Origin of the sequence: Pseudoglutamicibacter cumminsii (genome assembly GCF_003143995.1) — a bacterium.
GTDB classification, from domain to species: Bacteria; Actinomycetota; Actinomycetes; order Actinomycetales; family Micrococcaceae; genus Pseudoglutamicibacter; species Pseudoglutamicibacter cumminsii_B.
The window spans coordinates 111332-125772 of sequence record NZ_QFWG01000007.1; the positions used below are offsets into that span (position 1 = coordinate 111332).

Below are 14441 nucleotides of genomic sequence, written 5' to 3' on the forward strand. Positions count from 1 at the left end.
AGCAGCGTTCACCTAAGCAGCGCTCAGCATAAATAACCTGACATCCACGTGGGGGAAGTACCGGCCGGTACTTCCCCCACGTGCGAAGATAGAACCTATGGTTTCCCAGCAACTACCCGAACCACCCGCATCCACCCCACGCTCGCAAGCCGGCTTATCGGCGCTTGACCGTGCGCGTTTGTCTTTGGCTACCTTCGCGGGGCGGGCTGCATCGCTCGCTTCACGCGTCGTAGGCCGTGGTTCGGGGCAGTCGATCCAAGGCGCGATCCTGACCCGCCTGGCCCCGCGAGCTTTCGAACACTTGCTCGCTGGCCGCACCATCGTCGCGGTCACCGGAACCAACGGCAAGACCACGACCACTCACTTTGTCGCCGCAGCCGTACGCGAAGCCTTGGGTAAGGATGCCTCACGCCTGGTGACGAACGCTGACGGTGCGAACCTCCACCGCGGCATCGCATCCGCGCTTTCTGAGGCCCCGAAAGCCGACATTGCGGTGCTCGAGGTCGACGAGCGCGTCGTCGCGGACCTCGTGAAGCTCGGGAAACCGAAGATCCTCGCGATGCTGAACTTCTCCCGAGATCAGCTGGACCGCAACCACGAAATCAAGGCTCTGGCTCGCGCGTGGCGGAACGCTCTCGAGGAAGCCGGCGAAGACGGCCCGCTCGTGATCGCGAACGCGGAAGAGCCTCTGGTTGCCTGGGCTGCGGAAACTGCGCGCGAGACCGTGTGGGTCAACTCGGGTTCGGTGTGGAACGACGACGCCGTGCTGTGCCCGGGGTGCGACACGGTTTTGGAACGTGAAAACCCTGAGGTCGATGACGATGGCAACGTGACGTTCGCCGGTACGTGGCGTTGCCCTGGCTGCGACCGGAGCCAGCACAAGGCCACGATCGTGGTTCGCGGTGAAACGGTGCACGATGCGGACGGCAACGAGCTGGATCTGCAGCTGAATGTGCCCGGCCGGTTCAACGTCGGCAACGCCGCTGTTGCGTTGGCTACCGTGCGTGAATTCGGTGTGGACACTGACACTGCTCTGGCGGGTATGCGGAAGGTTCAGGCGCCTGCTGGGCGCTTTGGGATCAACGAGATTCGCAACGTGAAGTGCCGGTTGATGCTTTCGAAGAACCCGGCCGGCTGGGCGGAATCGCTTCCGCTGGGTACGAGCGATCCGCTTGTTTTGGCGATCGACTCGGTTCTCGCTGACGGCCGCGATGTGTCCTGGCTGTGGGATGTCGACTTTGAGTCGTTGCGGGGCCGGCAGGTCATCGCGACCGGCCGGAACACCTTCGACCTCGCGGTCCGGCTCGACTACGCGGGCGTTGAATGCCAGACCATCAAGGACCTCGGCACCGCGATCGAGACCGCAGGCTCGATGCGCGCGGATCAGTCCGCGCCGCTCGACGTCATCGCTACCTACACTCCGTTCCAGGTTTTGCGTCGTATGGGAGGCGCCAAGTGAGCACAGCAAACAACGCGAGCACGAACAACAGCGCAACCCCGAACAACGGCACCGTAACCGCATCGAAGGAACTCGCGGGCCGCACGCTCAGCATCGTGAATGTATACCAGTCGCTACTGGGTATTTACGGCGACCGCGGTAACGCGATGGTTTTGGCTGAGCGTGCCCGCCGTCGCGGGGCTGAGGTCATCGAGCATGTTGCGGAGCCTGGTTCCCCGGTCCCGGACGATGCCGACATCTATGTTTTGGGCGGCGGCGAGGACGGCGCCCAGACCGCAGCCGTTCGTGCGCTTGCGGCCGATGGCGTGCTGGCTCGCGCTGTTGAGCGCGGTGCGGTCGTGTTCGGCGTGTGCGCGGGCTACCAGATTCTTGGGGAGACGTTCACGGTCGGCCACGATAACGCCGAGCGTGAGGGCCTGGGCTTGTTGAACGCCCAGACGGTGCGTTGCGATCCACGCGCGGTGGGCGAGATTGTGACGCGTCGCCGCGGCGTGACCGGCAACGATGCTTTGATCACTGGCTTTGAGAACCACGGCGGCCAGACGCGGTTGTTGGCTGGCACTGAGCCGCTCGCTGATGTGATCGAAGGCGTGGGCAACGGCGACGGCACGGAGGGCGCTGTCAAGGGCACCGTGTACGGAACGTATCCGCATGGGCCGGTTTTGGCCCGCAACCCGGCATTGGCTGACGAGCTCATCACGGTTGCGACCGGGGTGCAGTTCGCTCCCCTCCCGATCCAGGCGATCGCCGCTCTGCGTGCCGAACGTTTGGAGGGCCACCTTGGCAGCTAACTCCCCTGTCGCTGACTGCGCTATGGCTACACCTCCGGCGCTCGTGCTGGGCTCGACTTCTCCTGGCCGTGCGGCCGTGTTGACGGCCGCTGGAATCGCGTTCGCTCAGCAGGCCTCGCACGTGGATGAGGACGCCGTGGTCGCCTCGGCCACGGCGTCGGGAGAAACACAGTTGAGCCCTGCGGATGAGGCGCAGCTGTTGGCTGAAGCGAAAGCCGCCGATGTGGCACAGGCTTTACGCGCGAACCCTACGGGTTCGCGGCTCGTTTTGGGATGCGATTCGGTTTTCGAATTCGAAGGTGTCGCGTACGGGAAGCCCCACACCCCCGAGGTGGCGCGGGAACGCTGGCTTGCTCAGCGAGGCCGTGAAGGCGTGCTTCATTCGGGGCATTGCCTGATCGATCATGAAACGGGCCGGCAGGCAACCGAGTGCGTATCTTCCACGGTTCGTTTCGCGGACATCAGCGATGCCGAGCTCGACGCGTACATCGCCACCGGGGAGCCTCTCCCGTGCGCTGGTGCCTTCACGGTCGATGGCCGCGCAGCCGCTCTCATCGACGGAATCGACGGCGACTTCCACGCGGTCGTAGGGCTCTCCCCCGCCGCGCTTCGGCGCATGCTCGCCGAGCTCGGGCACCCACTCACACTCGTGTGGCCTGCCTAGCCAACCAGCCGCCTGCGTAAGCCAGCCAACCGCGAACTTGAGCGGAAATGACCAAAGCGCGCAGGGCGTCGTAGGCTTAAGGCAGTGCAACGGTCTGTAGGGTTCCCACAAAAAACAGGCCAATTCGGGCGGGAAATCCTGGATAATTCAGGAGGTTCCCCACATATCGGATAGGCTCACAGAGTCTATGCAACGTAAGGAGCAGCCAGGCTCATGCCAGAACTGACCAAGGTTTTGATCGCCAACCGTGGCGAAATCGCTGTCCGCATTATTCGCGCGGCGGCCGATGAGGGCATTAAGTCCGTCGCCGTGTACGCCGACTCCGACCGCAACGCCATGCACGCGCGCATGGCTGATGAGTCGTTCGCGCTGGGTGGGGCTTCCGCTACCGAATCTTATTTGAATATCGAGAAGATCATCTCGGTCGCTAAGCGCTCCAAGGCCGATGCGATCCACCCGGGATACGGCTTCCTCGCGGAGAACGCTGACTTCGCTCAGGCCGTGATCGATGCTGGCCTGATTTGGATTGGCCCGTCCCCTGAAGCGATCCGTGCGTTGGGCGACAAGGTTCAGGCCCGCCACATCGCGCAGAAGGTTGGCGCTCCGTTGGTTCCTGGCACGAAGGACCCCGTGTCCTCGACCCAGGAGGTTCTGGACTTCGCTGACGAGCACGGCCTCCCTATCGCTATCAAGGCTGCCCACGGTGGTGGCGGCCGCGGCATCAAGGTCGTTCGCGACCGCTCGGACATCCCTGAGCTCTACGATTCCGCTGTTCGTGAGGCAACCGCGGCGTTCGGCCGCGGCGAGTGCTTCATCGAGCGCTTCCTGGACGCTCCTCGCCACGTCGAAACCCAGTGCCTCGCTGATAAGGAAGGCAACGTCGTCGTGGTTTCGACCCGCGACTGCTCGCTTCAGCGCCGCAACCAGAAGCTTGTCGAGGAAGCCCCTGCACCGTTCTTGACGGACGAGCAGAACGAGCGCCTCTACGAGTCCTCGAAGGCGATCCTGCGCGAAGCCGGCTACGTCGGCGCAGGTACGTGTGAGTTCCTTGTAGGCCAGGACGGTGTGATCTCGTTCCTCGAGGTCAACACTCGCCTTCAGGTTGAGCACACCGTATCCGAAGAGATCAGCGGCATCGACCTAGTGCGTGAACAGTTCCGCATCGCACGCGGTGAAACGCTGGGCTACGAAGACCCTGAGCTGCGCGGCCACTCCTTCGAGTTCCGCATCAACGGTGAGGATCCGGGCCGTAACTTCATGCCAACCCCAGGCACGCTGTCGACCCTCAAGTTCCCTACCGGCCCAGGCGTTCGCGTGGACACCGGTGTTGAGCAGGGCGAATCCGTGACCGGTAACTTTGACTCGATGATCGCTAAGCTCATCGTGACCGGCCGAACCCGTCAGGAAGCTGCTGAACGTTCGCGCCGCGCCTTGAAGGAATTCGAGGTTGAAGGCATGGCGACCGTGGTTCCGTTCCACCGCGTCGTGATGGAAGACCCGGCGTTCATCCCTGAGGATGAGGACAAGCCGTTCGAGGTTCACACCCGCTGGATCGAAACCGAGTTCAACAACACGATCAAGCCGTACACCAAGGCCACCCCGGCTGAGGAAGACGACGAGGACATCCAGCACTACACGGTCGAGGTTGGCGGTCGACGCCTCGAGATCGCTCTGCCGGCCTCGCTCGGTTCCGGTTCCGGCGGCGCCCGCGCACAGCACAAGCCGAAGCGTCCTAAGCGCGCTCGCGGCGGTGCGGCTGCCGCGGCTTCCGGCAACGACCTGACCTCGCCTATGCAGGGCACGATCGTCAAGGTTGCTGTCAAGGACGGCCAGAAAGTCTCCGAAGGCGATCTGATCGTGGTACTTGAAGCGATGAAGATGGAACAGCCGATCACCGCGCACCGCGACGGCGTGGTCAAGAAGCTCAAGGCGAGCGTCGGCGGGACCGTCTCCGCATCCGAGGTGCTCTGCACCATTGACAACGAATAAGCGGTGAAGAATAAGAATCGCGCCGGATAGGAATCATGCCGATTCACAATTCATAAATGTAAGGGCCAGGAAACTTGGAAGTTTCCTGGCCCTTACGTTGTGCTGATGCGGCCGCGTCTGTAGCTGGTTGCTTGGCCGCGTCAGATGTGGCGGTCACCACCCGATGCGGCGTCGGTCCGCAAGCAGTACCGCAAGCCGCGTCAGATGTGCCGGTGCAGGCGACGGGCGGCTTCTGCGACCGAGCCAGACAGCGACGGGTAGATCGTCACGGTGTCCGCGAGGTCGTCGACGTTCATGTGCTTACGCACTGCGGTCGCAATCGGATAGATGAGCTCAGACGCGCGCGGAGCCACTACGACGCCGCCGAGCACGGTACCGGTGCCGCGACGAGCGAAAATCTTGATGAAGCCACGCTTGATGCCCATCATCTTGGCGCGCGGGTTCGTCGTCAGGTCCAGCATGAAGGAATCAGCGACCACAGCGCCCTGATCAACGAGCGCCTGGCTCACACCGACCGTTGCAATCTCAGGGGAGGTAAACACGTTCGAGGCGACTTCGTCCACCCTGAGCGGGGTCACCGCGTCGCCCATCAGGTGAGCCACAGCGATCCGTCCCTGCATCGCAGCAACCGAAGCCAGCGGGAACACACCCGTGCAGTCGCCGGCCGCATAGATGTGCGGAGCCGTGGTGCGGGAAACACCATCGACCGTGATGTGCCCGGACTCAGAAACCGCAACCCCGGCTCCTTCAAGCCCCATGTCTGCGGTGTTCGGGATCGCGCCGACCGCAACGAGACAGTGGGAGCCCTCAACAGTGGTGCCGTCGGAGAGCTCTACCGTGACCTTGTCGCCGTCACGGGTCACCGAATTGGCTCGGACCTCGGAACGGACCTCAACACCGTTCTCCTCGAAAACGTCCTCAAGCAAGCGGGCAGCATCCTCGTCCTCGCCAGGCAGAACACGGTCGCGCGAAGACACGAGGGTCACACGGGACCCCAGAAGGTTGTATGCGGAAGCGAACTCGGCACCCGTGACACCCGAACCGATCACGATCAGATGCTCAGGGTTCTCCTTCATCCCATAGACCTGCTTCCAGGTCATGATGCGCTCACCATCAGGAACAGCGGTCGGCAACTCACGCGGATGCGCGCCCACCGCAACAATCACATAATCGGCATCGAAGCGGGAGGTCGAGCCGTCCTTGCCCTCGACCTCAACCGTGTGCGTGCCCACCAAACGGCCCCGGCCATCGACCACCTCGACACCCGCCTGAACCAAGCCAGCCCGGATGTCCGCCGACTGCTCGGCCGCCAACGCAAGCAAACGTTCATTGATGTAGCCGAGGTCCGCATCAACCTCATGCTCATCCGTGCCACGGATCGTCAGCTCATTCGCAACGGACACACGGCGCACGGCGTCTGCGGAACCAATCAGAGTCTTGGAAGGGACGACGTCGGTCAGAACAGCCGAACCACCCGTCCCCTGTTCCTCGATCAAGGTCACCCGCGCACCGAGTTGCGCACCAACCATCGCGGCCTCATAACCACCTGGGCCGCCACCAATAATGACAAGACGTGGAGAGTTAAAATCAACTTGAGCGCTCACAGCCTCCATTGTGTCATCTCAGGCACGCGTGTCATCTCAGGCACGCGCTCGCTGAATCCCCGTAGCTCGCTGAATCGCCCTTCAGGAGGGATCGCGTACGATGCGGTTGTCACGACGATCCGGCGACGTTGCCGCAGGAGCCGCTCAAACTTGATACGATAGACACGAATGCGCGCAAGCGCTGTCATCATCGCTTTGCTTTGAATCAATGCATTGCCCCAATGCTTTGCCCCAAGGAGGCCATCCGTGTACTCGGCCGATGGAAAGAACAAGAACCACTCAGGTGAAGGCCACGCAGTCAGCAACATCATTCTGTTCGTGGTGCTGTTCGCGATTCTCCTCGCTGGTATCTACGCCCTGACTTTCGCTGATCTGCATGACCCAGCGAAGGCATGGTTCCCATTCATCGCATGTGTCGCGGGCGGTACCCTCGCATTCGGCATCGGCAAGCACGTGACCGGCCGCGCAGACAAGAACCCAGACGTCACCGCGAACGAAGCCGGCGCTCTGGACGCTGTCGACGACGAATACCGCAAGGCCGTCTCCAAGTAGGAGCTCATAAACTTCGCGGCTTAAAAGCTTTGCGGTGGGGCGCATCCGTCACGGATGCGTCCCACCTTTTCTGTATGTACGTTTCTGTTGTAGGTTTTCCCGCGGCGCTCGGCCGTTCTCCTAGGCGACTAACCTAGGCCGCTGAACGGCCTAGGCTAAAACGCTCAGGCTTCGCCGAACACGTTAGTCAGGAACGTCTCAACCCAGTCGAGTAGTTCTTGGTCGGTGAGCCGCTGAGCGCCGAGCCCCTGCCCCTTCGGGAACGGAGCCAGAACCGCTTTCAACGCAGGCTTGTGCATCGCGCCCGGGTACAGGCGCTTCATCCGCATGACCCGTGATTCAGCGAGGTTGTCCGGAGCGAAACGGATGTAGTTGCCTTGGGCCTGGATCTCGTTGATGTTCACCGAACGCGCCACAATACGCACCCGCGCAACCGAAACCAGCAGCTGCGCAGCCTCCGGAAGCTCACCGTAACGGTCCTTGAGCTCCTCGACCACCGCATCGACCGCTTCCGGTTCAGCGGCCTGCGCAAGCTTCCTGTACGCTTCCAGGCGTAGTCGCTCGCTCGGCACATAATCCTCAGGGAAGTGAGCGTTCAACGGAAGCTCGATCTTCATTTCCTGGCTCGTGGAGTCCGTATCGCCCTTGAACGCGGCAACGGCCTCGCCCACCAGACGGATGTACAAGTCGAATCCGACGCCCTGAATATGGCCGGACTGCTCGCCACCCAGAAGGTTGCCCGCGCCACGCAATTCGAGGTCCTTCATAGCCAGCTGGTGGCCCGAACCCAATTCGTTGTGCGCCGCAACCGCCTTGAGCCGCTCAAGCGCGACCTCGCCCAGCGGACGCTCCGGATCCCACAAGAAATACGCGTACGCGCGGTCACGGCCACGCCCCACACGGCCACGCAACTGATGAAGCTGCGAAAGGCCATAGTTATTCGCGCGGTCCACGATCAGCGTGTTCGCGTTAGCGATATCCAAGCCGGTCTCGATGATGGTCGTGGACACGAGCACGTCATAGCTGCCCTCCCAGAAATCCACCATGATCTGCTCAAGCCGGCTTTCCGACATGCGGCCATGCGCAACAGCGATCCGCGCTTCCGGCACCAGCTCAGCGAGCTGCCCCGCAATCTTATCGATCGAGGACACCCGGTTGTGGACGTAGAAAACCTGGCCCTCACGCATCAGCTCGCGGCGGATCGCCGCAACCACCTGCTTGTCCGTGTACGGGCCCACATACGTCAAAACCGGGTGGCGTTCCTCCGGCGGGGTCGCCAACGTTGAGGTCTCGCGGATCCCCGTCAGCGACATCTCGAGTGTGCGCGGAATCGGGGTCGCGGACATCGCTAAAACGTCTACGTTGGTGCGTAGCTTCTTGAGCTGCTCCTTGTGCTCAACACCGAAACGCTGTTCCTCATCCACGATGATGAGACCCAAGTCCTTGAAAGCAACCTGCTTGGAAAGCAACCGGTGCGTACCGATCACCACATCGACCGAACCGTCGGCGAGCCCATCGAGGGTCTCTTTCGATTCCTTCGCCGTCTGGAAACGCGAAAGCGCCCGCACAACCACCGGGAAACCCGCGAAACGCTCCGTGAACGTCTCAAAGTGCTGCCGAGCAAGCAGGGTCGTAGGGACCAAAACCGCGACCTGTTTGCCGTCCTGAACCGCCTTGAACGCGGCACGCACGGCAACCTCAGTCTTACCGAAGCCCACGTCGCCGGAAATCAAGCGGTCCATCGGGACCTCGGACTCCATGTCTTTCTTGACCTCATCGATAGTGGTCAGCTGATCCGGGGTCTCAACGAACGGGAACGCTGCCTCAAGCTCGGCCTGCCACGGAGTGTCCGGCGCGAACGCGTGCCCGCGGGAGGCCATCCGCGCCGAATACAGCTTGACCAGCTCGCCCGCGATCTCCCGGACCGCACGGCGCGCCTTCGACTTCGTCTGCGACCAATCCGAGCCGCCCATCTTGGACAGCGTCGGCTGATCCCCACCCACGTACCGCGTGATCTGATCCAACTGATCCGTCGGAACAAACAGCCGGTCCCCCGGCGCGCCACGCTTGGACGGCGCGTATTCGATCACCAAATACTCGCGCACCGCCCCTGCGGTCTTGCGCTGTTGCATCTGGATGAAACGTCCGATGCCGTGCTGATCGTGCACAACATAGTCGCCTTCCTCCAGGGTCAGCGGGTCAACAGCATTCCGACGACGCGAAGCCAGCTTCTTCGTGGACCGCGCCACAGCCGAGCTCGCGCGGCCCAACACGTCGGCTTCCGTGAGGAACGCAAGCTTCACATCATCCAGCACGAAGCCGTTGCCGGCGAGCGCCTGCGTCACCTGGATCAGGCCAGGCCGCGGCGCCTCGTCGATCGACTCAACACGGCTCACCGGGATATCCGCATCAGAGAAAAGCTCAACCAAACGGTTCGCCGGGCCAGCGCCATCCGTGACCACAACAACTGACCAGTCATCCCGGACGCGGCCACCCACATACTCGAGCATCTGAGCGACATCACCGCGCCACGCGGCCGGCTCCCGCGCCGGAATCCGGACCGTCAGCCCCTCCTGAACGAGCTCCTCATCCGAACCCAACGCGGTCATCGTCCACCACGCCAAGCCAGCATCCAAAACCCCAGCGCGAGCCTGTCCTAACGTCTGGAAACCAGCCGCCTCAGCATCGTGCTCCATGCCGCCCGTGACCTGCGAAATATCAACCGGCGCATCCGCACCCATCGCCGCAGAAGACCACGAGGCCTCCAAGAACTCGGCGTTCGTAGCCAACAAATCAGCGGCACGGCCGGAAACCCGCTCCGGATCAGCGACGATCACAACAGACCCCGGGCCAAACACGGAAGACAGCGGAACCATCTTCTCCGCAAGCAAAGGAGCCAACGACTCCATGCCCTCAACGCTCAAACCGGCCGCGATCTTCTCGAGCATGTCGCGAGCGCCAGGCATCGAATCCGCGAGCCGGCGCGCACGCTCACGCAGACCCTCATCCACCAACATCTCGCGGCACGGAGGGCATTCGACCCGCTCCAACGCCGCGTCCTCGCCCAGCAGAGAACGCTGATCAGCGACAGAGAAATACGTGATCTCCTCGATCTCATCACCAAAGAAATCAACACGCACCGGATGCTCTTGAGTCGGCGGGAACACATCAATAATCCCGCCACGCACCGCGAACTCACCACGGTTAGCGACCATGTCCACACGCGAATACGCGGCAGCCGCGAGCGAGGCAACCACGCCATCGAAATCCAGCTCAGCGCCACGCACCAGCTCAACGGGTTCCAACGCGCCCAGGCCATCCACAATCGGCTGGATCAACGAACGCACCGGCATCACAACAACCTTGAGCGCCTCATCGCGCACATGCATACGGCGCAGCACGTTCAACCGGCGGCCCACCGTGTCCGACTTCGGGGACAACCGCTCATGCGGCAACGTCTCCCACGCAGGGAACTCCTCAACCGAACCCTCAGGCAGATAACTACCCAGCGCATCGACCAAGTCCCCGGCCGCGCGGCCCGTCGGCGTCACCACCACAGTCACCGCGCGCGCAGCATCGCCCGCACCGCCCGCACCGCCAGCCGGCTGCGGCAGGGACTGCGCGATCTGCGCGACCAACGGAGGCCGCAAGCCATCAGGTGCTGCGATCTCCTTCTCGTCCGCAGCGTCCGGCCCACGCTCAGCAGAAACCCGGATCCGCTCAAAAGCAGGGTCCTTCGCCAACGCGGTGAGCAGACCGTTCAAGGACATGCGGCGCCTTCCTCATCCCACTGGGGACTTCCACAAGGGATCAATCGAATCCAGCCACTCACAACAGCGACCGGCACGTACTATTAACTGCATCCAACATCCTATCGGTGCCGCGCCGCCATCCACCTAGAGCTGAGAGCGAGACCACCCCCATGGCTTTGTCCTCCACAACGAGCATCAACGCCCCCGTCGCCGACATCATCGCCGCCGCCGCTTCCCGCGACGTAGCCGAAGCACTCGCAGCGAAGGCGAAAGGCACCCTGATCGACCACAGCGTCACAGGTGACGCGGACTCCCCTACCGTGACCATGACCGTAGGTGTTCCTGCCGAACAGCTGCCGGCCGCCGTCAAGAAGTTCATCAAAAACGGCCTCAATGTGACCATCACCGAAAACTGGAGCCACGCATCGGGCGGCGACGCCGCCCAGGCCGAACTCACCGCACGCGTCTCTGGCGTGCCCGTGGCCTTCGCTGGAACCGAGAAGCTCACAACCGAAAACAACTCCACCACGATGGGTATCACGGGCGAAGTCACGAGCTCGATCCCTTTTCTCGGTCCGAAGATCGCGCAACAAGCCGAACCGCTCGTCGGGAAGATCCTCACAATCCGCGCTAACGCCATCAGCGCCCACATTTCGCAGTAAAACGCGTATTTCGCAATAAACCCTCTTTACCATAAACGCGCATCACTCCGTGCGGTGCCGGCTAACGTGAAAGAATTTCGTTAGGATATTGCCTTGGTGCGCCGGGAAGTCTGGTCGGCAATGGAAACGAAAAGCAGGAGAGTTCCTTGAAGCAACCAGAAAACAACGATGCCGCAACGGAAGATCTGAAAACTCCAGAAAACCTGGACACAGATAGCGCCGCTGACACCGGCACGGAGAACGTAGGCGAAGAAAGCGCGGGCGAGAACAAGCCCCTCCTGCTCACGGAACCCCGTGAAGACACCGTCGCTATTCAGCACCCCGATGACGGCCAGGTTTATCACGTCCCGTTCGATGACCTGACACACTTCAATACCCCGCCGGCGCGGGCAGGACAATCGAAGTTCAGCCACCGGGTAGGCAACATTCTGCGCTCCGATTCGATCGGCGGCATCCTGCTCATCATCGCCGCCATCGCGGCAGTCACCGTGGCTAACACCCCGCTCCAGGACTGGTACTACGCCGTGCGTGACTCGCACTTCGTGGTGCCGCTCGGCTTCACGACCATCGACATGTCGATCGGCCACTGGGCCTCCGACGGCCTGCTCGCGGTGTTCTTCTTCGTGGTGGGCCTCGAGCTTAAAACCGAGTTCGTCACCGGAGGACTAAGGAACTTCAAGCACGCGCTCCCGCCTATGGCTGCGGCCTTCGGCGGCGTGGCTATTCCCGCGCTCATCTACCTCGCAGTCAACATCGGCCAGCCTGCATCGGCCCTCCATGGTTGGGCAATCCCAGCGGCAACCGACATCGCGTTCGCGGTTGCGGTGCTTGCCGTCGTCGGCGCGTGGCTGCCCACCCCAGCCAAGCTGTTCCTCCTGACGCTCGCTGTGGTTGACGACCTCATCGCGATCATCATCATCGCGGTCTTCTATTCTTCCGACATCTCGTTCATGTGGCTCGGCCTCTCGCTCGTGCCGATCGCGATCTACGGGACGCTCGCGCAGCTGTTCCCGAACTTCTTCCGTCGCCAGAACTGGGCCCCATGGATCATTCTCTTGGGCCTTGGCTTCCTCGCGTGGGTCTTCATGCTGAACTCGGGAATCCACGCAACTATCGCGGGTGTTCTCCTTGGTTTCACGGTTCCAGCGAAGGTCAAGAAGGGTCACCGTGGTATTCCGCTCACTGAGGTCCTCGCGCACCGCGTCGGTCCGTTCTCAACCGGCCTCGCGGTTCCAGTGTTCGCGTTCTTCGCCGCTGGTGTGACCGTCGCTGGCATGGATGCTCTCAAGACCGCGATGACCGACACCGTGGTGTGGGGAATCATCCTTGGTCTCGTGGTCGGTAAGCCACTGGGCATCATGGGCGCGACGTGGCTCATCACCCGCACCCCGGCCGCTGAGCTTGATCCGAAGATCAAGTGGGGCGACCTGCTGGGTGTCACGATGGTCGCCGGCATTGGCTTCACGGTCGCGTTGCTGGTTGCTGAGCTGTCCTTCGGCGTCGAGTCCGTACACGGTGAGGACGCGAAGATCGCGATCCTCTTGGCATCGGTTCTCGCGGCCGTACTCGCAAGCATCTGGCTCGCACCACGCAACCGCCGCTACAAGCAAGAAGCACAGGCCAAGCAGGCCTCTGAGCGTAGCCAGGTCAAGTACTAGCGGCCCAGCCCGCACTCGGTGCTTCAACAACTCACTGCACTGCTTCAACACCCACTGCGCTGCTTCAATAACTCACTGTTTAAAGCGAGGAGCTCCGGTTGTTCTTCAACCGGAGCTCCTCTGTCATCACTCGCACCCTTGAGGTGTCTTCGACACTACAGACCGAGTCTCAATAAACCCTGGGATAGCCATGGAAAACCCCAGATAATCACGTGAAGATCCGCTGAACAGGGTTGATGCGTCCGGTTAGATCCGCGGATTTATGGGCCTCAATCCCGCTACCTGACAGGTTGCCGCTGATTGAGAGTGAGGAAACTGACAGCGCCAAAACTTACAGCGCGGAACCTAACCGCCGAAACCTACAGCGAGGAAATGAGCTTCTCGACCTCGTCAGCCGCGTCTGAGATCGTGATCGGCAGGGTTTTGCGTTCTTGTGAGGAGAAATCCGAGAGCACGTAGTCTGCGACCTGTTGGCGGCCAGGCGGGCGCCCCACTCCGACCCGGATGCGCCAGTAGTCTCGGGTTCCTAGGGCTTTGGTGATGTCTCGTAGCCCGTTGTGGCCGGCTTCGGAGCCTCCGAGGCGGGACTGTGTGGTGTCGAAGTCCAGCTCGATTTCGTCGTGGATTGCGATCACGTTGGAAGCCGGGACCCCGAAGTACTTTCCAACGCTCGAGACGGCACCGCCTACCCGGTTCATGAGTGTTGTGGGTTTGATGAGGGCTACGCGTGGGCCACCGATGCCGAGCCGCCCTTCTAGGAGCATGCTGCGGTGTGCTGAGGACGCTTTGAAGGTTCCGCCGATGCGGCTGGCGAGCTCATCGGCGACCATGAAGCCGATATTGTGTCGGTTTTTCGCATAGCGGGTGCCGGTGTTGCCGAGGCCGGCGATGAGGTACATGTCAGATGCCATGATTCAAGCGTATCTGGGCTTCCGCGTCCGGGCTTAAACGCATCGGTACCGCCGTGGGCGTCCACGGCGGTACCGATGGTGATTGTCCTGATACTGGTGGGCTCAGTCAGCCCGGTGTTTCAGGATGTTGGGGCTACTTACTTGGTAGCTTCTGCGCGGCGTGCGCGGTTGACCAGGAGAACGGTCATGCCGCCGAGCATGAAGGTTGCCGCGAGGCCTGCGCCCCAGACGAGCTCGGTGTTGACACCGGTGCGCGCCAGGTCGCCGCCAGTCGATGGGCCCTGAGCGTCGTTCGTGTTGTCGCCAACGACACCCGTGGTGTCCTCAGCGTCTTCGGATGGAGCTTCCGCAGAAGGAGCTTCCTCGGAAGGTGCCTCCTGGGATGGAGCCTCTTCGGTC

At 62.1% G+C, this 14441-nt stretch carries 10 protein-coding genes and 1 pseudogene; 7 read left to right on the forward strand and 4 right to left on the reverse strand.

Going from position 1 to position 14441, the window contains the following annotated elements; translation table 11 throughout:
• Positions 1–97 precede the first annotated feature (97 nt).
• The 4 genes from CAY35_RS06650 to CAY35_RS06665 all read left to right on the forward strand — a co-directional run bounded on the left by CAY35_RS06650 (position 98) and on the right by CAY35_RS06665 (position 4903).
• Positions 98–1459 (forward strand): Mur ligase family protein, encoded by a 1362-nt coding sequence (locus tag CAY35_RS06650; RefSeq protein WP_181377514.1) that lies wholly within the window; start codon positions 98–100, stop codon positions 1457–1459.
• A complete protein-coding gene (locus CAY35_RS06655) occupies positions 1456–2250 on the forward strand; it encodes a type 1 glutamine amidotransferase (protein WP_219930459.1) in 795 nt (264 codons plus the stop codon). Before CAY35_RS06650 ends, CAY35_RS06655 begins: the two co-directional genes overlap by 4 nt.
• A complete protein-coding gene (locus CAY35_RS06660) occupies positions 2240–2914 on the forward strand; it encodes a Maf family protein (protein WP_375231762.1) in 675 nt (224 codons plus the stop codon). Before CAY35_RS06655 ends, CAY35_RS06660 begins: the two co-directional genes overlap by 11 nt.
• 213 nt (positions 2915–3127) lie before the next feature.
• Positions 3128–4903 carry an acetyl/propionyl/methylcrotonyl-CoA carboxylase subunit alpha gene (locus tag CAY35_RS06665; protein WP_109303862.1) on the forward strand — a complete coding sequence of 592 codons (1776 nt, stop codon included), beginning with the start codon at positions 3128–3130 and terminating at the stop codon, positions 4901–4903.
• Between the two features lie 200 nt (positions 4904–5103).
• On the opposite strand, the gene CAY35_RS06670 is transcribed toward CAY35_RS06665, so the two are convergent.
• Entirely contained in the window at positions 5104–6516 is a 1413-nt protein-coding gene (locus tag CAY35_RS06670) for an NAD(P)H-quinone dehydrogenase (RefSeq protein WP_181377515.1), read from the reverse strand.
• Between the two features lie 237 nt (positions 6517–6753).
• Between CAY35_RS06670 and CAY35_RS06675 the strand changes: the two genes are divergently transcribed.
• The gene (locus tag CAY35_RS06675; RefSeq protein WP_109303863.1) at positions 6754–7059 is read left to right on the forward strand and encodes a hypothetical protein; all 306 of its coding nucleotides are present in this window, start codon (positions 6754–6756) and stop codon (positions 7057–7059) included.
• 164 nt (positions 7060–7223) lie between these two features.
• On the opposite strand, the gene mfd is transcribed toward CAY35_RS06675, so the two are convergent.
• Entirely contained in the window at positions 7224–10829 is a 3606-nt protein-coding gene (mfd, locus tag CAY35_RS06680) for a transcription-repair coupling factor (RefSeq protein ID WP_109303864.1), read from the reverse strand.
• Positions 10830–10981: 152 nt separating this feature from the next.
• On the opposite strand from mfd, the gene CAY35_RS06685 reads away from it, so the two are divergent.
• Complete coding sequence (locus CAY35_RS06685; protein WP_109303865.1) at positions 10982–11473, forward strand: DUF2505 domain-containing protein; 492 nt, start codon at positions 10982–10984, stop codon at positions 11471–11473.
• A 146-nt stretch (positions 11474–11619) separates the two neighbouring features.
• The gene (nhaA, locus tag CAY35_RS06690; protein WP_258265674.1) at positions 11620–13131 is read left to right on the forward strand and encodes a Na+/H+ antiporter NhaA; all 1512 of its coding nucleotides are present in this window, start codon (positions 11620–11622) and stop codon (positions 13129–13131) included.
• A 359-nt stretch (positions 13132–13490) separates the two neighbouring features.
• Here the strand turns inward: nhaA and pth are convergent, their stop codons facing one another.
• Positions 13491–14042: an aminoacyl-tRNA hydrolase gene (gene pth, locus CAY35_RS06695; protein WP_109303866.1), complete on the reverse strand. Its 552-nt coding sequence runs from the start codon at positions 14040–14042 to the stop codon at positions 13491–13493.
• A gap of 137 nt (positions 14043–14179) precedes the next feature.
• Positions 14180–14441, reverse strand: a pseudogene (locus tag CAY35_RS09605) (hypothetical protein); the annotation flags it as partial.